Source organism: Enterobacter cloacae complex sp. Mu1197, assembly GCF_040059225.1.
Classification (GTDB): Bacteria; Pseudomonadota; Gammaproteobacteria; order Enterobacterales; family Enterobacteriaceae; genus Enterobacter; species Enterobacter quasiroggenkampii.
In genome coordinates this window covers 4,315,586-4,340,922 of sequence record NZ_CP157375.1, presented here as the reverse complement: position 1 = coordinate 4,340,922, position 25,337 = coordinate 4,315,586, and the positions used below count along the sequence as shown (strand labels likewise).

General features: G+C 57.0%; 24 protein-coding genes. 15 read left to right on the top strand and 9 right to left on the bottom strand.

Features of this window, described 5'->3' with window-relative positions; translation table 11 throughout:
* Positions 1–8: 8 nt before the first annotated feature.
* The 3 genes from hslR to ABFV38_RS20520 form a co-directional block, all read right to left on the bottom strand.
* Positions 9–410, bottom strand: a complete 402-nt coding sequence (gene hslR, locus ABFV38_RS20530; RefSeq protein WP_348957944.1) for a ribosome-associated heat shock protein Hsp15 — start codon at positions 408–410, stop codon at positions 9–11.
* On the bottom strand, positions 407–1,090 hold the full coding sequence (yrfG, locus tag ABFV38_RS20525) for a GMP/IMP nucleotidase (RefSeq protein ID WP_048226362.1): 684 nt from the start codon (positions 1,088–1,090) through the stop codon (positions 407–409). Before yrfG ends, hslR begins: the two co-directional genes overlap by 4 nt.
* A gap of 66 nt (positions 1,091–1,156) precedes the next feature.
* Positions 1,157–3,292 carry an intracellular growth attenuator family protein gene (locus ABFV38_RS20520; protein ID WP_045909339.1) on the bottom strand — a complete coding sequence of 712 codons (2,136 nt, stop codon included), beginning with the start codon at positions 3,290–3,292 and terminating at the stop codon, positions 1,157–1,159.
* A gap of 324 nt (positions 3,293–3,616) precedes the next feature.
* Between ABFV38_RS20520 and nudE the strand changes: the two genes are divergently transcribed.
* On the top strand, positions 3,617–4,177 hold the full coding sequence (nudE, locus tag ABFV38_RS20515; RefSeq protein WP_008503041.1) for an ADP compounds hydrolase NudE: 561 nt from the start codon (positions 3,617–3,619) through the stop codon (positions 4,175–4,177).
* 80 nt (positions 4,178–4,257) lie between these two features.
* On the opposite strand, the gene mrcA is transcribed toward nudE, so the two are convergent.
* A complete protein-coding gene (gene mrcA / locus ABFV38_RS20510; protein WP_045909338.1) occupies positions 4,258–6,810 on the bottom strand; it encodes a peptidoglycan glycosyltransferase/peptidoglycan DD-transpeptidase MrcA in 2,553 nt (850 codons plus the stop codon).
* A 120-nt stretch (positions 6,811–6,930) separates the two neighbouring features.
* Here mrcA and pilM point away from each other — a divergent pair, with 120 nt between their 5' ends.
* The 12 genes from pilM to trpS all read left to right on the top strand — a co-directional run bounded on the left by pilM (position 6,931) and on the right by trpS (position 16,899).
* Positions 6,931–7,707 (top strand): pilus assembly protein PilM, encoded by a 777-nt coding sequence (gene pilM, locus ABFV38_RS20505; RefSeq protein ID WP_348957941.1) that lies wholly within the window; start codon positions 6,931–6,933, stop codon positions 7,705–7,707.
* Positions 7,704–8,198, top strand: a complete 495-nt coding sequence (locus tag ABFV38_RS20500; protein WP_348957939.1) for a PilN domain-containing protein — start codon at positions 7,704–7,706, stop codon at positions 8,196–8,198. Before pilM ends, ABFV38_RS20500 begins: the two co-directional genes overlap by 4 nt.
* A gap of 3 nt (positions 8,199–8,201) precedes the next feature.
* Positions 8,202–8,657: a HofO gene (locus ABFV38_RS20495; RefSeq protein WP_348957937.1), complete on the top strand. Its 456-nt coding sequence runs from the start codon at positions 8,202–8,204 to the stop codon at positions 8,655–8,657.
* Positions 8,647–9,051 (top strand): HofP DNA utilization family protein, encoded by a 405-nt coding sequence (locus ABFV38_RS20490; RefSeq protein ID WP_348957935.1) that lies wholly within the window; start codon positions 8,647–8,649, stop codon positions 9,049–9,051. Before ABFV38_RS20495 ends, ABFV38_RS20490 begins: the two co-directional genes overlap by 11 nt.
* Positions 8,963–10,201, top strand: coding sequence for a DNA uptake porin HofQ (hofQ, locus tag ABFV38_RS20485; RefSeq protein WP_348957933.1), 1,239 nt, complete (start codon positions 8,963–8,965; stop codon positions 10,199–10,201). The genes ABFV38_RS20490 and hofQ overlap by 89 nt, the downstream gene beginning before the upstream one ends.
* A gap of 286 nt (positions 10,202–10,487) precedes the next feature.
* Positions 10,488–11,009, top strand: a complete 522-nt coding sequence (gene aroK, locus ABFV38_RS20480; RefSeq protein ID WP_003861630.1) for a shikimate kinase AroK — start codon at positions 10,488–10,490, stop codon at positions 11,007–11,009.
* Positions 11,010–11,066: 57 nt separating this feature from the next.
* Positions 11,067–12,155, top strand: a complete 1,089-nt coding sequence (gene aroB, locus ABFV38_RS20475; RefSeq protein WP_024907920.1) for a 3-dehydroquinate synthase — start codon at positions 11,067–11,069, stop codon at positions 12,153–12,155.
* A 92-nt stretch (positions 12,156–12,247) separates the two neighbouring features.
* Entirely contained in the window at positions 12,248–13,549 is a 1,302-nt protein-coding gene (gene damX, locus ABFV38_RS20470; RefSeq protein WP_348957931.1) for a cell division protein DamX, read from the top strand.
* 67 nt (positions 13,550–13,616) lie between these two features.
* Positions 13,617–14,429, top strand: coding sequence for an adenine-specific DNA-methyltransferase (gene dam, locus ABFV38_RS20465; protein WP_045909331.1), 813 nt, complete (start codon positions 13,617–13,619; stop codon positions 14,427–14,429).
* A gap of 41 nt (positions 14,430–14,470) precedes the next feature.
* Complete coding sequence (gene rpe, locus ABFV38_RS20460) at positions 14,471–15,148, top strand: ribulose-phosphate 3-epimerase (protein ID WP_008503032.1); 678 nt, start codon at positions 14,471–14,473, stop codon at positions 15,146–15,148.
* Positions 15,141–15,902, top strand: coding sequence for a phosphoglycolate phosphatase (gph, locus tag ABFV38_RS20455; protein WP_167214943.1), 762 nt, complete (start codon positions 15,141–15,143; stop codon positions 15,900–15,902). The genes rpe and gph overlap by 8 nt, the downstream gene beginning before the upstream one ends.
* On the top strand, positions 15,895–16,899 hold the full coding sequence (gene trpS / locus ABFV38_RS20450; RefSeq protein ID WP_024907925.1) for a tryptophan--tRNA ligase: 1,005 nt from the start codon (positions 15,895–15,897) through the stop codon (positions 16,897–16,899). The genes gph and trpS overlap by 8 nt, the downstream gene beginning before the upstream one ends.
* Before the next feature lie 143 nt (positions 16,900–17,042).
* Here the strand turns inward: trpS and ABFV38_RS20445 are convergent, their stop codons facing one another.
* The 4 genes from ABFV38_RS20445 to nirB all read right to left on the bottom strand — a co-directional run bounded on the left by ABFV38_RS20445 (position 17,043) and on the right by nirB (position 21,719).
* Positions 17,043–17,213, bottom strand: a complete 171-nt coding sequence (locus ABFV38_RS20445; RefSeq protein WP_008503029.1) for a YhfL family protein — start codon at positions 17,211–17,213, stop codon at positions 17,043–17,045.
* A gap of 137 nt (positions 17,214–17,350) precedes the next feature.
* On the bottom strand, positions 17,351–18,718 hold the full coding sequence (gene cysG / locus ABFV38_RS20440; protein ID WP_348957928.1) for a siroheme synthase CysG: 1,368 nt from the start codon (positions 18,716–18,718) through the stop codon (positions 17,351–17,353).
* Between the two features lie 134 nt (positions 18,719–18,852).
* Positions 18,853–19,179, bottom strand: a complete 327-nt coding sequence (gene nirD / locus ABFV38_RS20435; protein ID WP_045909328.1) for a nitrite reductase small subunit NirD — start codon at positions 19,177–19,179, stop codon at positions 18,853–18,855.
* Positions 19,176–21,719 (bottom strand): nitrite reductase large subunit NirB, encoded by a 2,544-nt coding sequence (gene nirB, locus ABFV38_RS20430; RefSeq protein WP_233396107.1) that lies wholly within the window; start codon positions 21,717–21,719, stop codon positions 19,176–19,178. The genes nirD and nirB overlap by 4 nt, the downstream gene beginning before the upstream one ends.
* Positions 21,720–21,958: 239 nt before the next feature.
* On the opposite strand from nirB, the gene ABFV38_RS20425 reads away from it, so the two are divergent.
* Positions 21,959–23,260 carry a cytosine deaminase gene (locus ABFV38_RS20425; protein ID WP_348957926.1) on the top strand — a complete coding sequence of 434 codons (1,302 nt, stop codon included), beginning with the start codon at positions 21,959–21,961 and terminating at the stop codon, positions 23,258–23,260.
* 18 nt (positions 23,261–23,278) lie between these two features.
* Here ABFV38_RS20425 and tsgA read toward each other — a convergent pair whose 3' ends face one another.
* On the bottom strand, positions 23,279–24,463 hold the full coding sequence (gene tsgA / locus ABFV38_RS20420; RefSeq protein ID WP_021242206.1) for an MFS transporter TsgA: 1,185 nt from the start codon (positions 24,461–24,463) through the stop codon (positions 23,279–23,281).
* A 278-nt stretch (positions 24,464–24,741) separates the two neighbouring features.
* On the opposite strand from tsgA, the gene ppiA reads away from it, so the two are divergent.
* Positions 24,742–25,314, top strand: a complete 573-nt coding sequence (ppiA, locus tag ABFV38_RS20415) for a peptidylprolyl isomerase A (protein WP_014885514.1) — start codon at positions 24,742–24,744, stop codon at positions 25,312–25,314.
* The last annotated feature ends 23 nt before the right edge of the window (positions 25,315–25,337 follow it).

Below are 25,337 nucleotides of genomic sequence, written 5' to 3'. Positions count from 1 at the left end.
GGTGAGGGTTACTCGGTCTCACCGTGTTTAAATTTCATCAGATCGCGGCGCTCTTTTTTGTCCGGTCGCCGGTCCGGGTGGGGCATGGTCAGCGCATTCATTTTGCGCGCCAGCGCGGTCTTCTCGCGCTTTTCTATGCTTTCCGCCGTCTCTTCATAAAGCAGTACGGCTTCGGCTGCCGGCCGTCGTTGTTCGGTAATGGCTTTAATCACTACCGTACGTGCATCGTTGCCCTGACGCAGCGTTAAGGTGGCATTCAGCTCAACCAGCTTGCTTGGTTTGCTGCGCTGGCCGTTGTAATGCACTTTTCCGCCGTCAATCATCTCGCGGGCAAGGGCGCGCGTCTTATAAAAACGCGCCGCCCACAGCCATTTATCCAGTCTTACCCCGTCAGAGGGTTTTTCTTTCATGGCCTCTCCTTCACGGTCAGTGAGGGGATCATCTGGCGATAGTCGTTCAGTCCCGGATGGCGCAGATAGCTTTTTTCAGCCAGGCCAGAGTCAGGATTGGTGACGCCCAGACAATAGCGAATGCCAAACTTAGCCGCGGAATCCAGAATGGGTTCGCTGTCATCAATGAACAGCGTGCGTTCCGGCTGCAAACCCGTCTCTTCCTTCACCGCATGCCACAACCGCTGATCCTCTTTCGGATAACCAAATGTGTGGGTGGAAAGTAATAAATCAAGGTGTGATGCCAGACCCGTATGCTCCAGCTTCACGGCCAGGTTATGGGGATGCGCGTTGGTCAGCAAAATGCGGCGCTTGCCGCTTGCTTTCAGCGCGTCCAGGAACGGAACCGTATCCTCGCGCAGCACGGCGCGTGGACCCTGGGCGGTGGTCATGGCACAAATATCCAGACCGAGGCGCTCGCTCCAGTAGTCAAGACAGTACCAGTTTAGCGTATGTTGCACGGCACTATATTGCGAACGAATGAATGCCTGCGCTTCTGCCGGGGAGATCCCCTGCTGCTCGCCATAGGTTTCTGGAACCAGCGTTTGCCAGAAATAGTTATCAAAGGCGAGATCGAGCAGCGTGCCGTCCATATCCAACAGAACGGTATCAACCTCCTGCCAGGTGATATCAAGATGCATAAGAGGAACTCCAGCCAGAAGAAACGTGCGCGACAGGGTAGCACATCTTGCCGCGCAACGACGTTATCAGATCAGGCTCTCAGAGGAGGGGATCAGCTTAGGATTGAGGCAGTTTTCGTAATATTGCTGGATCTCGGCAAGCCGGGTGCGCGAGCGCTGGTAGCGGCGCAGGGCCATAAAGCCGTTCCAGAAAATGGCGATCAGCATTGCGGTCATCAGCAGAGAGGTGCCGATGTAACGCCATAGCCCTGCGCTATCCGGCATCCGGTGGAGGCCGATATGGCGAGTGCCGTTGGCGTCGGTGTAGAGGCTTGTGACGATTCCTTCGGCACTGAACGGCGTTTGCATCAGCATCTGCGCCAGGCGCTGGAATTGGCTCCACTGCTCCTGCGCCGGGTAGTCGTAAAGCGCAACCTGCGGGTAAGGCTGATCGACCAGGTCGCTGCCCTCATCGCTGACAATCACAAACCCGCCCGGTGCCGGGCTGTTCAGCGCCTGAGCCGCTCGGGTGGTCTCACGCATCATGAACGGCGACGTGGAGGTGGCGACCAGGTTATCCAGCGATTCAGCGCTCACCGGACGCAGCAGCACGTTGACGCCATCCAGCCGTCCCGCTTCGGCGCGTTTCACCAGCGAGTCCCAGTCTTTACTGTTCCCCAGGTTTACCAGGGCATTTTTAAGACGTATGCACTCATCCTGCGAAGAACAGAGATCCTGCGTTTTGAGAACGATGTCACCAAAATCATCCAGCAGAACCATGCCTGACTTTTGAATGGCCGAGCGCAGCGCGGGGCTGACGCGCGAATCATCGTCCGGTTTCGGGTGCAGTTGGCGGTTAACCGTCTGGGTGAGGGCCGTGGCTTTATTCACCACTTCGGATTCCGGCAGCGGCAGCGGCGGTGCGTCGTTCCAGATAATTTGCGAGCAATCGAACGGCATGAACGGTGAGTTCTGGCGCGTGTTCCACGCCCCCGGCGTGTGAATATTACACATCCCGGTTCCCTTCAGGCGCAGCGTGTCCCCCACGCGGACACCGGCTTCATCCAGCTTGTTGACGCTGGTCGCTTCAATGGTTTGTGCCCCTTTGATCCACGACAGGGTGAATTTGATGGGCATATCCAGCGGCACAAAGAGCAGCAGCATGACTAAGACCAGCGCCGCGCCTCCGGCAATGACCGTGCTGCGAAGCCAGTGCTGAAGCGGGAAATTTTTCACTTCATCATGCAGGGATAAGAAGCGCCCCTGACGCACAACGTGGCGGTCAAGGTAGATATCAATATCGGTTTTCTGGCCCAGATCCTGCGCAATCCACGGTTGCCAGTGGCGCGGGTAGATCAGGTCAATAATTCCGAGCGAAATATTGTTGAGATGTTCCTGATCGTTTTCACCGAACAGACCCCAGCGCTTTGGCGTACCGCGCAGGCAGTGGATCTCGCGCAACGAGGTTTTGGCCGGTGGAGCAAAGAGCCCCCAAAGTCCGCCCGCCAGCAGCAGCACCGCACCGCCCGCCAGCCAGGGGACAAACACATCCGGCGTCAGCAGGCAGATAAAAAAGAGCAGGAAAGCGGCGACGATCAGCAGAGCTTCACGAATGCCGTCCGGGCGGCTCAGGGCGTACTCTTCATGGGTTTCCTGGCGAATATTCAGCAGTTCAATCTGCTCTGTCTCTTCGCCACGAATGGAGGCCTGCGTTGAACTGGCGCGTTCCAGCGCAAAACGTGGGGCTTCCTGAAGATATTCATTCAGCGTGTGGCCGTTAAGCGAGATAACCAGAGGCAACGAATCGGTGTGAATCAGCTCAACGCTGTTTTCGTCATTAATGTATTGCTCCCATGACGGAGGCAGATGCACTTCGACGGAATCCAGGTAATAGCGCCATTTGTTGGGGTCATCAGTGGTAATGCCGTAGCGCGTAATGGAACGCGTCACGCAGAGCACGGTGTCACTTTGCGCATTAAGCTTTAGCGCGACGGGCGCAGTGGTGGCTCCCGTTGGCCCAGGCGTGAGCTGAGAACGGTTCAGGATTTCGAGATAGTTTTCAACTGCATCGCGCTCTTCTTGCGTGAGTTTACGCGTGGTCGCGCCCGCAAATGCATTTAAAAAGGGCAGACGATAACGTCGCTGTACGCGACGCCTGTACAACCACCCTGCAACCAATGCGCCGGCCAGCATAGCAGCGAGAACAATCAAAATGGTGCTCATGCTTTCCCCATCTTACTTATCTTCTTACAGGTGTAGTCAGTAGCACCTTTACATTGAATGAGTGTCTGTGGTTGGCTATCGGCAAGTATGGAGTCGAACTTGAGCATTCTGAAGCGCATCCCAGTGACCGGTGATGATAGCAAAGCCTGTTATGGCGCGATATCAGCAAATTCCTGGAAACATTTCAACCTCTTGACATTTGTTTTGAATTGAGGATTGATCCCAAATACGTTGCATAAATGTAAATAAAGAACAATTGACATTGCCGAAACCGTGCGGCGTATCGCACAATAACCCCAGTTCTCACTGCTAAGACCCATCAAGATGAGCAAACCACTACAAAAACCCACCATTCTGAATGTTGAAACTGTCGCCAAATCGCGCCTGTTTAATGTCGAAAGTGTGGATCTGGAGTTCAGCAACGGTGTGCGTCGCGTTTATGAACGTATGCGCCCCTCGTCGCGCGAAGCGGTGATGATTGTGCCGATTGTCGACGATCATCTGATTTTGATCCGCGAATACGCGGTGGGAACGGAATCTTACGAGCTTGGGTTCTCGAAAGGGCTCATCGACCCGGGTGAAACCGTCTTTGAAGCCGCCAACCGCGAGCTGAAAGAAGAGGTGGGCTTCGGGGCGAATGAGCTTTCATTCCTGAAAAAACTGAGCATGGCGCCGTCCTATTTTTCCAGCAAAATGAATATCGTGGTGGCGGAAGATCTCTATCCTGAATCGCTGGAAGGGGATGAGCCGGAGCCGCTGCCGCAGGTTCGCTGGCCGCTGGCGCACCTGATGGATCTGCTGGAAGACCCTGACTTTAATGAGGCTCGCAACGTGAGCGCACTGTTCCTGGTACGGGAGTGGTTGAAGGGGCAGGGGCGACTGTAGGCCATAAAAAAAGCCGGGTGGCGGCTTCGCCTTACCCGGCCTACGATGCTTTGCCCGGTTTTTACCGGGCATTTTTATTTTTAGAACAGCTCGTGCGTTTCGCCGTTATCGATGATCTCTGTACCCACCTCGTGCACCGCCTGTGTGGTTGGCTGCGTGCCCTCAATGAAATACTCTTCGCGACTGTTACCGCCGTTGGCGAGCTGGCCCGTGCTGCGGTCGATATTGACCGTCACCACGCCCGGCGGTGGCGTCAGCGGCTGCTCCGGCACGCCTTCAAGAACGGACTTCATGTAGGCGTCCCAGGCCGGTTGCGCGCTCTTCGCGCCGCCTTCGTAGCCGGAAATCTGATCTTTAATCGCGCCGGATGCCGTGGTACGCCCTAAATCGCGGCGGTGATCGTCGAAGCCGATCCAGACCGAGGTCACCACGCCGGGACCGTAACCGGAGAACCACGCGTCTTTCGAGCTGTTGGTTGTCCCCGTTTTACCGCCGATATCATGGCGCTGCAGATCGCGCCCTGCGCGCCAGCCGGTACCCTGCCAGCCTGGCTCACCGAAGATATTGGTGTTCAGCGCGCTCTTGATCAGGAACGACAGCGGCGTGTTGATCACATGCGGGGCGTACTCCTGCGCGCCGGTCTGCGCGACCAGCGCCTGGTTCGCCTGCTCGAGCTGCGGCTGCGGCACCACGCCGTTCTGCTGCTCCTGCGACACGGCAGGGTCTTCCATGTCCTTATTCTCAAGCACCTCGGATTTCGGCGTATTGCCATAAATGACCGGAATATCGCAGTCAGGGCAGGCAATTTTCGGCTTCGCCTCGAACAGCACGCCGCCCTGATCGTTCTCGATCTTGCTGATGAAGTACGGGTCAATCAGGAAGCCGCCGTTGGCCATCACCGAGTATCCGCGCGCGACCTGAAGCGGCGTAAAGGAGGCTGAGCCTAACGCCAGCGATTCGGTGCGAACGATGTTCTGCGCCGGGAAACCGAAGCGCTGCAGATACTCTGCGGCATAGTCGACGCCCATCGCGCGCATGGCACGCACCATCACCACGTTTTTCGACTGTCCCAGACCCTGACGAAGGCGAATCGGGCCGGCATACTCCGCAGGGGAATTCTTCGGCTGCCAGTCGGAACCCGCACCCGCATCCCAGCGGGAGATCGGCACGTCGTTGAGGATGCTGGCGAGGGTCAGCCCCTTATCCATCGCGGCCGTGTAGAGGAACGGTTTGATATTGGAACCGACCTGACGCAGCGCCTGGGTGGCGCGGTTAAATTTGCTCTGGTTGAAATCGAACCCGCCGACCAGGGCCAGTACAGCGCCGTTCTGCGGATTGATAGAAACCAGGGCCGAGTTGACGTCCGGCACCTGCGCCAGCCACCAGGATTCGCCGACCTTGCGCACCCAGATTTGCTGCCCGGTCTGTACCGCATCGGTCACTTTACGCGGCGTGGCGCCCTGCAGGGTATCCGAACGGTACGGACGCGCCCAACGGATACCGTCCATGCGCAGGGAGACGGACGTACCGTCCGCGAGCGTTGCAACGGCTTCCTGAGGATCGGCCTGCGTCACCACCGCAGGAAGGAGCGGACCGTAGGTAGGCAGCGCTCTCAGCGTACTGGTGATTTTTTTGCTGTCCCACGCGCTTTCGCCCACCTTCCAGAGCACGTTGGACGGGCCGCGATAGCCGTGACGCATATCGTAGTCCATCACGTTGTTGCGTACCGCTTCCTGCGCCGCCTGCTGCACTTTACGGGTGACGGTGGTGTACACGCGATAGCCATCTTCATAGGCCTTGTCGCCATAGCGATTCACCATCTCCTGGCGAACCATTTCGGTCAGGTAAGGCGCAGAGAAGGCGATCTCCGGGGCGTGGTAGTTAGCGTCAATGACGTCGTTGCGCGCCTGGTCATACTCGCTCTGGCTGATATAGCCTTCGCTCAGCATACGTGACAGAACGACGTTACGACGGGCAGTGGCGCGGTCGAGCGAGTAGAGCGGGTTAAACGTGGACGGCGCTTTTGGCAAACCGGCGATGGTGGCCATTTCGCTTAAGGTGAGTTGCTCAACAGGCTTACCGAAGTACACCTGCGCGGCCGCCCCCACGCCATAGGCACGGTAGCCCAGGTAGATTTTGTTGAGGTACAGCTCAAGGATCTCGTCTTTGCTCAGCAGCTGCTCAATACGGATCGCAAGGAACACCTCTTTGATCTTACGGGTCAGCGTCTTTTCAGGGCTGAGGAAGAAGTTACGCGCCAGCTGCTGCGTAATGGTGCTCGCCCCCTGAGAGGCGTGACCAGAGAACAGCGCAATGCTCGCGGCACGGAAAATCCCCACCGGATCGACACCGTGGTGCTCGTAAAAACGGCTGTCCTCCGTGGCGATAAAGGCTTTCACCATCACGGGGGGGATTTGGTTTAAGGTCAACGGAATACGACGCTTCTCGCCATACTGCGCCATGAGCTCGCCATCGGCGCTATAGACCTGCATCGGGATCTGGAGTCGCACATCGCGAAGCGTGGCGACATCAGGTAGCTGTGGCTCAATATATTTGTACAAACCGTAAATCGAGCCTGCTCCCAGCAGAATGCAACAGACTGCAAGGATGAATAAATACTTTACGAACTTCACCGGAGATTTCCCATTTGGTTTCACTTGGGCAGTTTCTAAACAATCGCGCGGTAGTATAAAGGCAAGCCTGATTCATTGATATAGCCGTCAGGGCGACGGGCGATAAGGAGATCGTGAAGCATGGCCTTCAAAACATGGCAAACGGGCGTTCATATTCAACAGGATAGGGTGCTGATCGTGGCGCTGGCCCGGGAGAAGACCGGCTGGCGCCTGAGGCGCTGGTGGGTAATCCCACTGGCCAAAGACATCATTCGTGACGGCAAAATTTGTCAGTCAGAACAGCTGGTTGATGCGTTACGCGACTGGCGAAAAACGCTGCCGCATGCCCATCGGGTGTTCCTCTCTTTCCCGGCAGCACGCACCCTGCAGCGGTCGCTTCCCCGTCCGACCGTTGCGCTGCGCGACAGCGAGCAGCTCTCATGGCTTGGCGCCGCGCTCGCCCGCGAACTGGAGATGTCTGCCGATACGCTCTGTTTCGATTACGCGCAGGATACTTTCAGCAATACCTTTCACGTGACGGCCGCACAAAACAACGAGGTCGACACCCTTCTGGCGCTGGCGAAAACGCTGCGTTTGCGGCTGGTGACCATTACCCCGGATGCCAGCGCGCTGACGAATCTTCTTCCTGCGCTGGCACCGGCGCAGTGCGTCGCCTGGCGGGACGATCGGCAGTGGCTCTGGGCGATGCGCCACCAGTGGGGACGCCGCTTAACTACCGAAGCAGAAAACGTGGCCGAACTGGCGGCGCTGCTGGCTCTGGGGCCAAATGACATCGCGCTGTTTGATCGCCAACGTGACCCGTGGGAAATCCTGGCGCGTTGCCAGGCTCCGCTGCCGGAATGTGGCGCTGATTATACCGTCGCGCTGGCGTTGGCCATGAGCGAGGTGCCCGAATGAGCATCCTGAACTTTCTGCCCTGGCGACAGCAGCGGCGCGCACGATGCCTGCGTTTCTGGGGCGCAATGTGTGTCGGCACAGTGCTGTTGCTGTTCGTGGTCTGTTTCTGTCTGCGGATGAACCATCTCGTGAGGCTGCGCGCGCTGCAAACGGATCTGACGGGAATGCAGTCCGTGCAGCACGCGCTTGTCGCCCGGCAAAGACTGACCGCACAGGCGCAAATGCCCGTGCAGACCCTGCAACGACGCGCATGGCAACCGGTGCTGGAATCCCTTTCCAGCGCCATTCCTTCACAGGTCTGGCTGACAGAGCTGCGCTATCAGCCGCCTGCGCTGATATTGACCGGTTATGCCCTCACCCTGCCGGCCCTCTCTGCCCTGCGCGATGGGGTGGGACAACTCGCGGGCTTTACGTCCGGGACGGCGGGTGAGCTTCGACAGGATAGCCGGGGGCACTGGCTGTTTACGCTTCATCTCAAAAGCGAGGAGTAAGGCGTGAATACCCTGGTAGAACGCTGGTGCGAAAGCCGTTCCCGGCATCGGGTACTCTGCTGGTGCCTGGGGAGTCTCCTGGCAGGACTGGTCGCGTGGGGGGCGTTGCTCAGACCGGTAGACAAGCAGTGTGCTGAACAACAACGCCAGCTGATTGAAGATGTGAGGACGAACGCGGCGTTATGGCCTGCCGTCAGAAAGATGCCGTTTCGTCCGGACGCTGTAAAAGCACGGGCGCTGACGCCGTTCTCCCCCCTCGATTTTCAGGGCGATAACACGACGCTGGTTCACTGGAAGCCGCTGCAAAATGGAGGGGAGCTGGCGCTGGATGCGGAGTGGCAGGCCATTCCGGAACTTTTTTCCCGGCTGGCACAGCAGGATGTGCAGATCGCGGCTTTCACGATTTCGCCACAAGGTTCGGCGTTACGCCTGCGGCTGGAGCTGGAACATGCGAAATAGCGCGCGATTTTTGCTGGTTTGCTCAGTGCTGCTATTAACCGGTATGCGCGATCCGTTTCGTCCCCCGGACGATCCTTGTGCCATTGGCGAGCTGGCGCAGTGGCACTTTCGCGGCATGGTGGAAGGGCTGGAGACTATCGGCATTTTACAGGATGGGCAAAAGCGCTGGTATCGGCTGAAAACGCATGAGCGCTTCCCGGCAGGCTGGAGGATAACAGCCATCAATGCAGCGGAGCTGGCAGTTGATGTGGGTGACACCTGTGACCCGGGAAAATGGACGTGGCAACGAGAAGGAACGGACAAAAATGAATTTACGGATAATGCTGTGGCTGCTGGCGTTCAGCCATCCCCTGTGGGCCGTCGAGCCAAAACCGGTCACGCTGGTGGTGGATGACGTTCCTGTGGTTCAGGTGTTACAGGCCCTGGTCGCACAGGAGAACCGTAATCTGGTGGTATCGCCTGATGTCAGCGGCACGCTTTCGCTTAACCTGACGCGCGTCCCCTGGCGGCAGGCGTTACGGACGGTTGTCACCAGTGCCGGACTCGTCTTGCGCGAGGAAGGCGGCATTTTTTATGTGCATACCGCGGCCTGGCAGCGTGAGCAGCGGGAGCGTTCAGAGCAGGAACAGGCGCGTCGGCAGCTTGATGCCCCGCTGGTCACTCAGGGCATTCCCTTTTCCTATGCCAACGCCGGGGAGCTGCAAAAAGCCGCGGAAAAACTCCTGAGCCCAAAGGGGAGTTTGTCTGTCGACACGCGTACCAACCGTCTGCTGATCCGCGATAACCAGACGGTGGTGGAAACGCTGCAGCGCTGGGCCGCCCAGATGGATATTCCCATCGAGCAGGTCGAACTGGCGGCGCATATTGTGACCATTAACGAAAAAAGCCTGCGTGAGCTTGGGGTGAAGTGGAATCTCGCCGACGCGACCGACGCGGGCAAGGTTGGACAGCTGACGACGCTGGGCAGCGATCTTTCCGTCGCCAGCGCCACCAGCCACGTGGGTTTTAATATCGGGAGGATCAATGGTCGACTGCTGGATCTGGAGCTCTCAGCGCTGGAGCAAAAACAGCAGGTCGATATCATCGCCAGCCCGCGGCTGCTGGCCTCGCACGGGCAACCGGCCAGTATCAAGCAGGGCAGCGAAATTCCGTATCAGGTCTCAAGCGGGGAAAGCGGCGCCACCTCCGTTGAGTTTAAAGAGGCGGTACTCGGAATGGAGGTCACACCGGTGGTCTTACCGGGGGGACGCGTGCGCCTGAAACTACACATCAGCGAAAATATGCCGGGACAGGTTCTGCAGCAGGCCGATGGCGAAACGCTGGCTATCGACAAGCAGGAGATAGAAACCCAGGTGGAGGTAAAAAGTGGAGAAACGCTGGCGTTGGGCGGAATTTTTTCCCAGAAGAACAAAACCGGCAGTGACAGCGTACCCGGTCTGGGAAGCATCCCCTGGATTGGGTCGCTTTTTCGTCATGACGGGAAAGACAACGAACGGCGTGAATTAGTGGTGTTTATTACACCACGTCTGGTCGGTATTCGCTGACGGGTAACGATCCCCGCAATGATTTTGCATTCAGTTTGTTGCAGATGTTTGACGTGGGGCATGAATTAGCATACAAGGAGTACCGATTTGAGTTGGACTTACGTCTTATTACCTTATGCGCCCGGCGCGGTGATTTAATCAGTTGCCAAACAAGCCGGAGTATTGAGATAATTTTTAGTCTGACTCTCGCTCTATTGCATATGAGGTTTCAGTTCATGTCCTGCTACGCCGGGTGTCTGCGAAGCGGGGATTACCATTAACGAATAGTCTTAGTAGTACCGATAAAATGGCAGAGAAACGCAATATCTTTCTGGTTGGGCCTATGGGTGCCGGCAAAAGCACTATTGGGCGTCAGTTAGCTCAACAACTCAATATGGAATTTTACGATTCTGATCAAGAGATTGAGAAACGAACCGGAGCTGATGTGGGCTGGGTTTTCGACGTAGAAGGCGAAGAAGGTTTCCGTGACCGAGAAGAAAAAGTGATCAACGAACTCACGGAAAAACAAGGCATCGTTCTGGCAACAGGCGGCGGCTCTGTGAAATCTCGCGAAACCCGCAACCGTCTCTCCGCCCGTGGCGTAGTGGTCTATCTTGAGACGACCATTGAGAAACAGCTGGCACGTACGCAGCGCGATAAAAAGCGCCCGCTGCTGCAGGTTGAAACGCCACCACGCGAAGTTCTGGAAGCGTTGGCCGATGAACGCAATCCGCTGTATGAAGAGATTGCTGATGTGACCATTCGTACTGACGACCAGAGCGCTAAAGTGGTTGCAAACCAGATTATTCATATGCTGGAAAGCAACTGATTCTGGCTTTATATACACTCGCCTGCGGGTAATAGCATTAAAGGTGGATGTCGCGTCATGGAGAGGATTACAGTTACTCTCGGGGAACGTAGTTACCCTATCACCATCGCGGCTGGTTTGTTTAACGACCCAGCTTCCTTTTTACCACTGAAAGCGGGTGATCAGGCGATGCTGGTCACCAATGAGACGCTGGCTCCGCTTTATCTCGACCGTGTGCGCCACCTGCTTGAGCAGGCGGGCGTAAAAGTCGACAGTGTGATTCTCCCCGATGGCGAGCAGTATAAAAGCCTGACGGTACTGGATACCGTCTTTACCGCATTGCTGCAAAAACCGCATGGTCGCGATACAACACTGCTTGCCCTGGGCGGCGGTGTTGTGGGCGATCTGACCGGCTTTGCGGCCGCAAGCTATCAGCGTGGCGTCCGTTTTATTCAAATCCCAACCACGTTGCTGTCCCAGGTCGACTCCTCTGTCGGTGGCAAAACGGCAGTGAACCATCCGCTCGGTAAAAACATGATTGGCGCGTTCTACCAGCCCGCATCGGTGGTGGTGGATCTCGACTGTCTGAAAACGCTGCCGAAGCGCGAACTGGCTTCGGGTCTGGCGGAAGTGATCAAATACGGCATTATTCTGGACGGTGAGTTCTTTAGCTGGCTTGAAGAGAATATGGATGCGTTGCTGGGCCTCGATGAGGCAAAACTGGCATACTGCATTCGTCGTTGCTGTGAGCTGAAAGCAGAAGTTGTTGCCGCAGACGAGCGTGAAACGGGCTTACGTGCTTTACTGAATCTTGGGCATACGTTTGGTCACGCGATTGAAGCCGAAATGGGCTACGGCAACTGGCTGCACGGTGAAGCCGTCGCGGCCGGCATGGTGATGGCTGCCCGCACCTCTGAACGTCTCGGACAGTTCAAACCGGAAGAGACGGCACGTATCATTGCGCTGCTTGAGCGTGCTGGTTTGCCGGTGACCGGGCCGCAGGAGATGTCGGCGCAAGCGTATTTACCCCACATGATGCGCGATAAAAAAGTATTGGCAGGTGAGATGCGTCTTGTACTCCCGCTTGCAATAGGGAAGAGTGAAGTACGCGGCGGAGTGCCGCACGATGTCGTTCTTGGCGCTATCGCTGACTGTCAGCAGGCGTAACAACTAGAAAGGTCAGGCCACTGTCGCAGGTGGTCGTTTAGCTTCAGGTGAAATGCAAAGTCGTTGGCATAAGCCTTTGAGTGGGGTGTTAAATGGATGAATTCAAACCAGAAGACGAGCTGAAACCCGATCCCAGCGATCGTCGTACTGGTCGTTCTCGTCAATCTTCAGAACGTGATAACGAGCCGCAGATCAACTTTGACGATGTTGATCTGGATGCAGACGATCGTCGTCCTTCGCGCAGCCGCAACGCGCACGAAGAGCGAGCAGAAGAGGATTATGAGTCCGAAGAAGATTCAATGGACGAACAGCCTGTAGAGCGTCGCCCGCGTAAACGTAAAAAAGCCGCTGCGCCAAAACCGGCTTCCCGCCAGTATATTATGATGGGGCTTGGCGTTCTGGTGCTTGTGCTGCTGATTGTCGGCATTGGCTCCGCGCTTAAAGCACCGTCAACGAACTCAACCGAGCAAACGGCTTCCGCTGAGAAGAGCATCAACCTTTCCGGTAACGATGCGTCCGACCAGGCGAATGGTGCACAGCCAGCGCCGGGTGCCACTTCTGCTGAGCAGACCGCAGGGAACACCACAGCGCCGCAGGATGTTTCTCTGCCGCCTGTTTCTTCAACCCCTGCTCAGGGTCAGGCACCTGCTGCGCCTGAAGGTCAGCAGCGTGTGGAAGTTCAGGGAGACCTGAACAATGCGCTGACGCAGCCGCAGAACCAGCAGCAGGTTGATAACGTCGTGGTTAACTCTACGCTGCCAACTGAACCTGCAACCGTTGCCCCGGTTCGCGGTGGTAACGCTCAGCCGCAAACGGCTGCGACGGAAACCAAGCCGCGCCAGACGCAGACTGCGACACGTCCTGAACGTAAGCAGGCGGTGATTGAGCCTAAGCGTGAAACCAAACCTCAGGCAGTGGTGAAGGCGCCTGAAGTGAAAGCTGTTCCGGCGCAGCCGAAACACACTGAAACGGCTGCGGTGAGCGAGCCTGCTAAAGCGCCCGTCACGCAGACTGCGCCGAAAGCCACGGCGACCACCACAGCACCGGCTGCCACAGCGGCGCCAGCAGCGACGGCAACAGCCTCCAGCAGCGCGGCAGGTAAAACGGCTGGCAACGTTGGATCGCTGAAATCTGCGCCATCCAGCAACTACACGCTGCAGCTGAGCAGTTCGTCTAACTATGACAACCTCAACAGCTGGGCGAAGAAATCAAATCTGAAAAACTACGTTGTTTATCAGACGACCCGTAACGGTCAGCCGTGGTATGTGCTGGTGAGCGGTGTTTATTCGTCCAAAGATGAAGCAAAACGTGCCGTAGCGGCGCTGCCAGCTGACGTTCAGGCGAAGAACCCATGGGCGAAGCCGATTCATCAGGTTCAGGCCGATCTGAAGTAATGTTTAAAGCGCAGGATGCTGTCGGAGCTTTCTCCACAGCCGGAGAAGGTGTAATCAGTTAGTCAGCATGAAAAAAAATCGCGCTTTTCTGAAATGGGCAGGGGGGAAATACCCCCTGCTCGATGATATTAAAAAGCACCTGCCTAAAGGCGAGTGCCTTATCGAACCTTTCGTGGGTGCGGGGTCGGTGTTTCTCAACACCGATTTTTCTCGTTATATCCTGGCGGATATCAACAGCGACCTTATCAGCCTCTATAACATCGTTAAGCTGCGTACCGATGAGTATGTCGCCGAGGCGCGCAAACTGTTTACGCCCGAGAACAACAACCCGGACGTTTACTACCAGTTCCGCGCGGAGTTTAACCAGAGCCAGGATCCGTTCCGCAGAGCCCTGCTGTTCCTCTATCTCAACCGGCATGGTTACAACGGCCTGTGCCGGTATAATCTTCGTGGGGAATTTAACGTGCCGTTTGGCCGCTATAAGCGCCCGTATTTCCCACAGGACGAGCTGTATCACTTTGCCGAAAAAGCGCAGAACGCGGAGTTCCATTGCCTCTCCTATGAAGAGTGTATGGAGCTGGCTGGCGTAAATTCGGTGGTTTACTGTGACCCGCCATACGCGCCGCTGTCTGCGACGGCGAACTTCACCGCTTATCACACTAACAGCTTCAGCCCTGCCGAGCAGGCGCGCCTGGCGGAGATGGCGGAAAAGCTGGTCAGCAAAAGAATTCCGGTGTTAATTTCGAATCACGATACGCCTGATACGCGCGAATGGTACAAAGCCGCGAAGCATTTTCAGGTTAAGGTGCGGCGTAGCATTAGCAGCAACGGCGGCACACGTAAAAAGGTGGACGAACTCCTGGCTCTTTATCGCCCCTGAGCCGTTTTGCCCGCCGGTAAACACATTTCAAGGAGAAGCGGATGAAACAGTTTTTGATTGCTCCCTCAATTCTGTCGGCCGATTTTGCCCGCCTGGGTGAAGACACTGCCAACGCACTGGCGGCTGGCGCGGATGTCGTCCATTTCGACGTGATGGATAACCACTACGTTCCAAACCTGACCATCGGTCCGATGGTGCTCAAGGCGCTGCGTAACTATGGCATTACCGCCCCGATCGACGTTCACCTGATGGTGAAACCGGTTGATCGCATCGTGCCTGACTTCGCCGCGGCGGGTGCCAGCATCATCACCTTCCATCCGGAAGCCTCTGAACATGTGGATCGCACGCTGCAGCTGATCAAAGAGAACGGCTGTAAAGCGGGGCTGGTGTTTAACCCGGCCACGCCGCTGAGCTATCTCGACTATGTCATGGACAAGCTGGACGTGATCCTGCTGATGTCCGTTAACCCGGGCTTTGGCGGCCAGTCATTCATCCCTCACACGCTGGATAAGCTGCGTGAAGTCCGCCGTCGTATTGACGAGTCAGGCTACGATATTCGTCTGGAAGTGGACGGCGGCGTGAAAGTGAATAACATTGGTGAAATTGCGGCGGCAGGCGCGGATATGTTCGTTGCCGGTTCAGCCATTTTCGACCAACCAGATTACAAAAAAGTCATCGATGAAATGCGCCGCGAGCTGGCGAAGGTAAGTCATGGATAAATTACAGGCTATTCGGGGTGTGGCATTCGACCTCGACGGCACGCTGGTTGACAGCGCGCCGGGCTTAACGAGCGCCGTTGACCAGGCGCTGTATGCACTTGAACTCCCCGTTGCGGGTGAAGAGCGTGTCGTCACGTGGATTGGCAACGGCGCCGATGTTCTGATGGAGCGCGCGTTGACGTGGGCGCGTCAGGAGCGTGCGTCGCAGCGTTCCGCCCAGGGGAAACCGAGCGTCGATCACGCGGACATCCCGCAGGAAGAGCAGCTGCGTATTCTGCGCAAACTGTTCGATCGTTTCTATGAAGAGACCGTCGAGGAGGGCAGTTTCCTGTTCCCGGACGTTCAGGAAACGCTGAGTGCGCTGCACGCGAAGGGCATCCCGCTGGGTCTGGTGACCAACAAGCCAACCCCTTTCGTTGCGCCTCTGCTCGACGCGCTCGATATCGCGAAGTATTTCTCCGTGATTGTGGGCGGCGACGATGTGCAAAACAAAAAGCCTCATCCGGAACCGCTGCTGCTGGTGGCAGGAAAATTATCCTTAACGCCTGCGGAGCTGCTCTTTGTCGGCGATTCCCGCAATGATATTCTGGCTGCCCGCGCGGCCGGGTGTCCTTCCGTGGGGTTAACCTATGGCTACAACTACGGTGAAGCCATCACGCTGAGTGAGCCGGACGTCGTTTTCGACCACTTCAAAGATTTGTTGCCCGCACTCGGGCTTTCGCACAGTGAACATCAGGAATTGAATAATGACTAAGCCCATCGTTTTTAGTGGCGCACAGCCTTCAGGTGAATTGACCATTGGTAACTACATGGGTGCGTTACGTCAGTGGGTCAGCATGCAGGATGACTACCATTGCATTTACTGCATCGTCGATCTCCATGCGATTACCGCGCGTCAGGATCCTGAGAAGCTGCGTAAAGCCACGCTGGACACCCTGGCGCTGTATCTGGCCTGCGGTATTGATCCAGAGAAGAGCACCATCTTCGTTCAGTCTCACGTGCCGGAGCACGCGCAGCTGGGCTGGGCGCTGAACTGCTACACCTATTTCGGCGAGCTGAGCCGCATGACGCAGTTCAAGGATAAATCCGCGCGCTACTCAGAAAACATCAACGCCGGTCTGTTTGACTATCCGGTGCTGATGGCGGCAGATATTCTGCTGTACCAGACTAACCAGGTCCCGGTGGGTGAAGACCAGAAGCAGCACCTGGAGCTGAGCCGCGATATCGCCCAGCGCTTTAATGCGATCTACGGCGATGTGTTTAAAGTGCCTGAGCCTTTCATTCCGAAGTCCGGCGCGCGCGTGATGTCGCTGCTGGAGCCGACCAAGAAGATGTCCAAGTCTGACGATAACCGTAACAACGTTATCGGCCTGCTGGAAGATCCGAAATCGGTGGTGAAAAAACTCAAGCGCGCGGTGACCGATTCCGACGAGCCGCCTGTAGTGCGCTACGACGTGCAGAACAAAGCGGGCGTCTCCAACCTGCTGGATATCCTCTCCGGCGTCACCGGCCAGAGCATCCCTGAGCTGGAAAAACACTTCGAAGGCAAGATGTACGGCCACCTGAAAGGCGAAGTGGCAGATGCCGTTTCCGGCATGCTGACCGAGCTGCAGGAGCGTTATCACCGCTACCGTAACGACGAAGCTTTCCTGCAGAAAGTGATGAAAGAGGGCGCGGAAAAAGCCAGCGCGCGCGCGTCCGAAACCCTGAAAGCGGTGTATGAAGCGATTGGGTTTGTGGCGAAGCCTTAAGCCGCTTTGCCGGGTGACGGCTTCGCCTTACCCGGCCTACGGGACCGTGTAGGTCGGGTAAGCGTCAGCGCCACCCGACAAAAAAACGCTCCGCATCAACAAAAAAACCGGGACATCCCGGTTTTTTTACGCCTGTAAAACGCTTACTGCTGCGCTGCCGGGCCGCAACCACCGATGATTTTCGAAATGGAGATCGCCGGGTGCAGCAGATAATCGTAGCTGCAATTATTTTTGGTGTTCTGTACGTGACCGGTGCAGGCCGTCAGCGTCGATAACAGGCCAACCAGAACGGCGGCTTTTGCCAGTTTGAACATATGCATTCCTTGTCTAAAAAATGGATGTAATACGAGGGAATAAATGGAAAAGTTCCACTATGCGGGCGGTATGTTATCGGTAGGCGTAAGAGGGGAGTAGTCCGCTTAAGGACTACTCCAGGAAGGGAGAATATGCGTTAGTGATTCGAGAACCAGTTCAGCCTGTCGCGCAGTTCAACCACGCGGCCCACCACAATCAGCGCCGGGCTTTCAACCTGCTGCGCCAGCTCACCGAGCTGCGTCAGTACGCCATCCACCACGCGCTGCGTAATGGCGGTGCCGTTTTCGACCAGCGCGACGGGCATATCCGCATTCATACCGTGCTCCAGCAGCTTCGCCTGAATCGTGGCGGCCTGATTGAGCCCCATGTAGAACACCAGCGTCTGCTTTTCAGCGGCCAGGTTATGCCAGTCCAGCTCGCTGCCGGTCTTCAGGTGCCCCGTCACCAGACGTACGCTCTGGGCGTAATCCCGGTGGGTCAGCGGAATGCCAGAGTATGCTGAACAGCCGGACGCCGCCGTAATGCCGGGCACGACAGAGAACGGAATACCCGCGTCGCACAGGGTTTCCAGCTCTTCGCCGCCGCAGATAAACGGATCGCCGCCCTTAAGGCGCACTACGCGTTTACCTTTCTGCGCCTCGCGCAGCAGGATCTGGTTGATCTCCTCCTGCGGCACGCAGTGGTAGCCCGCCCGTTTGCCCACGAAGACGCGGTCGGCATCGCGACGGACCAGATTCATGATGTCATCGGACACCAGACGGTCGTACACCACGATATCCGCCTGCTGGATCTGCTGTAGCCCTTTCAGCGTCAGCAAGCCCGCATCACCGGGGCCTGCGCCCACCAGCACCACTTCGCCGCGATGGTCCAGCGGTTCGCTCAGCAGCTGTTCGGTCGTTTCTTCAACGGCTTTGGTGTCCTGATTCGCCAGCGACTGCGCCAGCCTGTCGTTCACAAAGAATTTTTCCCAGAAGCGACGGCGCTCGCCCACGGTCGCGAAGGTTTGCTTCACGCGTGAACGCAGCTGCCCGGCATAATGCGCAATCTGGCCAAGATGCTGGGGCAACAGGGCTTCCAGTTTTTCCCGCAGCAGACGCGCGAGAACCGGCGAACGTCCCCCGGAGGAGACCGCAATCATCAGCGGCGAGCGGTCGATAATCGACGGCATGATAAAGCTGGCCTCTTTCGGCGCATCCACCACGTTGCAGAAGATACGGCGCGCTTCGCAGGCGTCGCTCACGCGCTGGTTCACTTCATCGTCATCCGTCGCGGCAATGGTCAGCCAGCAGGTATCCAGCAGGGATTCATTAAACGCGCCCTGTTCCAGCGTGAGCATCCCTTCCTGAGCCCAAACCTCAAACTGGGGGGCGAAGGACAGGGCATTCACGGTCAGGCGGGCGCCAGCCTCTAACAGCAGGCGCGCTTTGCGCTCGGCCACGTCGCCGCCGCCCACGAGCAGGCAGTCGCGGTTGCGTAATTGACAAAAAATCGGCAGGTGATCCACGACGTTACCTCACAGCATTCATGGCGGGGGAAGAATTGACGTCAGGATAACAGCAGGAATCGTACAGAACATACGGTTTTTCCTGCCGTTACCCATAAGGGGTCATAAGCCTTTCCTATTGAAAAGGCGAGGGGTTACGCTTTCAGCTGCACCTCGCCGTCCTTCACGCGGACGTCGTAGTGTTTGACCGAGAAGCTTTCATCTTCCATGCAGAGTCCGTCGGTTAAGCGGAAACGCTGCTTTTTCAACGGGCTGGCGACCCACAGTTCACCCTGGTGCTCGGCAATCAGGCCGCGGGAGAGCACGCTGGCCTCAAAGAACGGGTCGATATTGCTGATGGCAAAAACCTGTTCATCGTGGCGAGGGCGGAAAATCGCCACCTGCTCGCTGCCCAGCAGCGCACAGACGCCGGTGGCGGGGAGAATGTCGTTAATATTGCAGATGTTTACCCACTGGCTCATGCGTTTTCCTCCACCAGCGTGACCGGAATACGTTCATACGGTGTCGCCGGACGATGCTGTTCGCGCTCCGGTACAACCTGTACGTTCGGGTCGCGCTGGGTGCTGTTGATAAAGTGTTTGAAGCGCGTCTGCGCCGCCGGGGTGTTGACGGTTTCCGTCCACTCGCAGATCACCGCCTCGCGCAGGCGCGCCATCTCCGCTTCAAGATGTTCGTTCAGGCCCAGCTTGTCGTCGATGATGACCGATTTAAGGTAATCGATGCCGCCCTCGAGGTTATCGAGCCAGGAGGCGGTACGAGTCAGCTTATCGGCGGTACGGATGTAGAACATCATGAAGCGGTCGAGATACTGAATCAGCGTGTCACGATCGAGATCCGCCGCCAGCAGGTCCGCATGGCGCGGTTTCATCCCGCCGTTGCCGCACACATACAGGTTCCAGCCTTTCTCGGTGGCAATAATACCCACGTCTTTACCCTGCGCTTCCGCACATTCGCGGGTGCAGCCGGAGACGCCGAACTTCATTTTGTGCGGGGTACGGATGCCTTTGTAGCGGTTTTCCAGCTCAACGCCGAAGCCCACGCTGTCGCCGACGCCGTAGCGACACCAGGTGCTGCCCACGCAGGTTTTCGCCATGCGCAGCGCTTTGGCGTACGCGTGGCCGGTTTCGAAGCCCGCTTCAATCAGCTGACGCCAGATTTCCGGCAGGTCGTCCTTCTGCGCGCCAAACAGGCCGATACGCTGGGAGCCGGTAATTTTGGTGTAGAGGTTAAATTCACGTGCGATACGGCCCACCGCGACCAGCCCTTCCGGCGTGATTTCACCACCGGCCGAGCGTGGAATCACGGAGTAGGTGCCGTCTTTCTGGATGTTGGCCAGGAAGTTGTCGTTGGTATCCTGCAGCGGCGTATGCTCGGGCTTGAGCACGTACTCGTTCCAGCAGGAGGCCAGCAGGGAGCCGACGGTCGGTTTACACACTTCACAGCCGTAGCCCTGGCCGTGCTTCGCCAGCAGTTCGTCGAAGGACTTAATGCCTTCCACGCGGATCAGGTGATACAGCTCCTGGCGAGAATACGCGAAGTGCTCGCACAGGTTATTGTTCACTTCGATGCCCTGTTTCGCCAGTTCGGCGTTTAGCACCTGAGTGACCAGCGGAATACAGCCGCCGCAGCCGGTACCGGCTTTGGTTTCCGCTTTCAGCGCCGCAACGGTGTGACACCCTTTGTTGATCGCGGAGATCAGCATGCCTTTGGTCACGTCGAAGCAGGAGCAAATCTGCGCGCTGTCCGGCAGTTTATCCACGCCGATGGACGGCTTGCCGCTGGAGGCGTGCGCCGGGAGGATCAGCGCATCCGGGTTTTCCGGCAGCTCGATGGCGTTGAGCACCAGCTGGAGCAGGTTACCGAAGTCGCTGGTGTCGCCCACCAGCACCGCGCCGAGCAGGGTTTTGTTGTCCTGGCTGACGATGAGTCGTTTGTAGACCTCTTTGCTTTCGTCCAGATAGACGTAGCTGCGGGAATTCGGGGTGCGGCCGTGCGCATCGCCAATACCGCCTACATCCACGCCCAGCAGCTTCAGCTTGGCGCTCATGTCTGCGCCGGTGAAGGCGTTTTCGCTGCCGAGGATATGATCCACGGCGACCTGCGCCATTTTGTAGCCCGGCGCCACCAGGCCGTATACGCGGTTGTTCCAGCTGGCGCATTCGCCGATGGCGTAGATATCCGGATCGGAGGTCTGGCAGGTGTCGTTAATCATGATCCCGCCGCGCTGCGCGACGGCCAGACCGCACTGGGTCGCCAGCTTGTCGCGCGGACGAATACCGGTGGAGAAGACGATGAAGTCCACCTCCAGCTCGCTGCCGTCGGCAAAGCGCATGGTTTTGCGCGCTTCAGTCCCTTCCTGAACGATCTCTTTGGTGTTCTTGCTGGTGTGAACCTTCACGCCCATGCTTTCGATTTTACGACGCAGCTGGTCACCGCCCATGTGGTCGAGCTGTTCGGCCATCAGCATCGGGGCAAATTCGATGACGTGGGTTTCCACGCCGAGGTTTTTCAGCGCGCCTGCCGCTTCCAGACCCAGCAGGCCGCCGCCGACAACTGCGCCGCGTTTGCTTCTACGCGCACAGGATTCGATGGCGTTGAGATCTTCAATGGTACGGTAAACGAAGCAATCCTGTGTTTCCGAGCCTTTAATTGGCGGGATCCACGGGTACGAGCCTGTCGCCATGATCAGCTTGTCGTAAAAAACCGTACGGCCAGCACTGGAGTGGATCACTTTTTCCTGACGGTTGATGGTGATAGCGCGTTCGCCCACCAGCACTTTTACGCCATGCTTCTCGTAGAAACCTTCGCGCACCAGAGAGAGCTCTTCGGCGGTATGATGGGAGAAGTAGGAAGACAAGTGCACACGATCGTACGCCTTGCGGGGTTCTTCACAGAACACGGTAATATCGAACTGCTCAGCATCGGCCTTATCGAGAAGATCCTCAATAAAGCGGTGGCCGACCATACCGTTACCGATGATAGCGAGTCTGACTTTGCTCATTATTGCCTCGATTTCTTTTCTATTATTGCCTACCTTAACGATTCAGCAGTGGCGCTTATTGATGCAAATCAAATACGTCTTCGCCTACTCCTTAGGTGGTATATGGCTGATTTGTCAGGATTTTTATAAGTGGCGGAAATCGCAGGCTTTTCGTGTTCGTTGAATTTGTGTACAACTCAGGGGCGGTTTTGCAAAAATCGATACGCCTGAATATCAGCTGCGTTTATGAGGGGAAAGGTATGTCTACATCACCGTTATGGCTTGTTCAGAATGTACGTTTACCGGGTCGGGATGGGCTGTGGCAACTTGCCATCGAGAACGGGCGATTTGGTGACATCACCCTCATGGACGATACCCACGCCGAAAGTTATGAGGTACTGAACGCGCGCGGTGGGCTTGCTCTCCCGCCGTTCATCGAGCCGCATATTCATCTTGATACCACCCAGACGGCGGGGGAGCCGAACTGGAACCAGTCCGGCACGCTGTTCGAAGGCATTGAACGCTGGGCGGAGCGCAAGGCGCTGCTCAGCCATGAGGATGTGAAAGCCCGCGCCTGGAAAACGCTGAAGTGGCAAATCGCCAACGGCATCCAGTTTGTTCGTACCCATGTGGATGTCTCTGACCCGACGCTCACCGCCCTGAAGGCGATGCTGGAGGTGAAACAGGAGGTGGCGCCGTGGGTAACGCTGCAAATCGTCGCGTTTCCGCAGGAAGGTATTCTCTCTTACCCGAACGGCGCGGCGCTGCTGGAAGAGGCGTTAAAACTGGGGGCCGACGTGGTCGGGGCGATCCCGCACTTCGAATTTACCCGGGAATATGGCGTCCAGTCGCTGCACATCGCTTTTGAACTGGCGAAGAAGTATGACCGACCGCTGGATATCCACTGCGATGAAATTGACGACGAACAGTCGAGGTTTGTCGAGACGGTGGCCACGCTGGCGTATGAGGCTGGCATCGGCCCGCGCGTGACGGCCAGCCACACCACCGCCATGCACTCCTACAACGGCGCTTACACCTCGCGGCTTTTCCGCCTGCTGAAGATGTCGGGGATTAACTTCGTTGCTAACCCGCTGGTCAACATCCACCTGCAGGGGCGCTTTGATGACTATCCGAAGCGTCGCGGTATCACCCGCGTGAAAGAACTGCAGGAGGCGGGCATTAACGTCTGCTTCGGTCACGACGACGTCTTCGACCCGTGGTACCCGCTCGGCACCGGCAACATGCTGCAGGTGCTGCATATGGGGCTACACGTCTGCCAGATGATGGGCTATCCGCAAATCGACAGCGGCCTGAACCTGATCACCCATAACAGCGCCCGTACCTTCGGCCTGAGCGATTACGGTATTGAAACGGGAAATCCGGCAAATCTGATTATTTTGCCTGCGGAGAGCGGGTTTGAAGCGGTGCGCTGTCAGGTGCCGGTGCGCTGGTCGATTCGTCAGGGGCGGATTATCGCCACCACGCAGCTGGCGCAGACCTGGATCCAGATGGATACCGGAGGAGAAGAGGTCAGTTTCGCCAGAAACAGCCCCTCTGCATAATGCAAAGGGGCGCAGGGTTTAGTGCGATGCCGCTGCCGCGTTGTGCTGGCGGTGGCGGGTCACAAAGCCCAGGATGAAGCACATGATGAACACCACGGCGTACAGACCGTTCGCGGTGTGCAGCGCGGCCAGCGGGCCGCTGTGGGCAACGATCGGGCCCGTCACCACGAAGGTCAGCATGGTGCCGATGGTGCCGCAGGTCAGAACGAAGTTAACCAGCTTCGGCGAGGCCACTTTGGTCTGCAGGGAGCCCAGGGTGATGATCGAGGTGTAGATCGCGCTGGAGAAGAAGCCCAGGGTCAGAATGAACCACGGCATATGTTCCGGGGAACCGTTGATGAACAGATACATCAGCACGGTCGCCAGACCTGCCAGCACGGTCAGAATGCGCTGCAGGTCGAAGAAGCGCAGGATGAAGCTAAACGCCCACATGCCGAACATGTAAGACATCCAGAAATCGCTCACCAGTTTGCCCGCGTCGTTCAGGCTCATGCCCAGACCTTTGGCGTATTCCGGTACCCAGGAGATAAAGCCCAGCTGGCCCAGGATGTAGCACAGGGCGGCGATGGAGAGGAACAGCACGCCGATACCCCATTTCTCTTTCGCCACAGGCTCTGCCGTGGTTTGCGCTTTCTTGCCCAGTACCGGGAACTCGCAGCCGAAGGTCAGAATAAAGATCGCCACGTAGACCAGACCAATGCAGGCATAGACCCAGTACCATTCAATGCTGCGGGCCAGCAGAACGGCCGCGACCATCGGGAAGATCATGCCGGCCATGCTGAAGAAGGAGTCGGTAAACAGCAGGCGCGCGCCGCGCTGGCGGCCTTCATACATATGGGTAATCAGGAACGTACCGATCGACATGGTGATCCCGCTAACCAGGCCGAGCACGAACATGGCGGCAGAGAACAGGGCGATGCTGTGGCTCAGCATCAGCCCCGCCACGGCGGCGACCATCAGCACAAAGCCGAAGCGAAGCTGGGTTTTCAGCGGCACGATTTCCATCAGCCAGGCATTCAGGAAGATAGAGATCAGGATCCCCGCGTTGAGGAAGGTGAAGGTGTTACTCATGCTGGAAACGGGCAGCTGGAAGTAGTCTGCGATATTCCCCATCACCATCCCGGTGACGATCACCAACGCGCCGGTCAGGGCGTAGGAGAAGAAGCTGATCCATGTGAGCTTGATGCGATTGCTGTTAGTCATGTCTGGCCTGTTCAGAAAAAGAAAAGCGCCCATCGGGCGCTGAGAGCGGGCAGATTTTAGACATTAAAGTGATCTATTCATATCTTTTAAGAGAAATTAGAAGTTCATTGCAGGTTTTTATGTGATCGCGATCACATAAAAAGGCGATAAAACCAATCGTTTGCGTGGTTACAACTGTTTCAATTTCGTAAAATTAGGTAAAAGGCTGGTCTCCGTTCATACTGCTCTTTAGAATCAAGCCATTCGCTTTTTATACTGCGCTTTGTTAAGGAATTCTCATGCTCAAATCAACACTGGCGGCTGTCGCAGCTGTGTTTGCTCTTTCTGCCGTTTCCCCTGCTGCGCTGGCAGCAAAAGGGGACCCTCACGTTCTGCTGACCACCTCCGCCGGGAATATTGAGCTGGAACTGAATAGCCAGAAAGCTCCGGTTTCTGTGAAAAACTTCCTCGACTATGTGAACAGCGGCTTCTACAACAACACCACCTTCCACCGCGTGATCCCAGGCTTCATGATTCAGGGCGGTGGCTTCAACGAGCAGATGCAGCAGAAACAGCCAAACCCGCCAATCAAAAACGAAGCGGATAACGGCCTGCTGAACAAGCGCGGCACGATCTCTATGGCGCGTACCGCGGACAAAGACAGCGCGACCAGCCAGTTCTTCCTCAACGTGGCGGATAACGCCTTCCTCGACCACGGTCAGCGTGACTTCGGCTATGCGGTGTTCGGTAAAATTGTGAAAGGGATGGACGTCGCCGACAAGATTTCTCAGGTGCCTACTCATGACGTCGGTCCGTACCAGAATGTGCCGTCAAAACCTGTCGTGATCCTCTCCGCAAAAGTTCTGCCGTAATTCTTCTGAACGCGGGCTTCTCC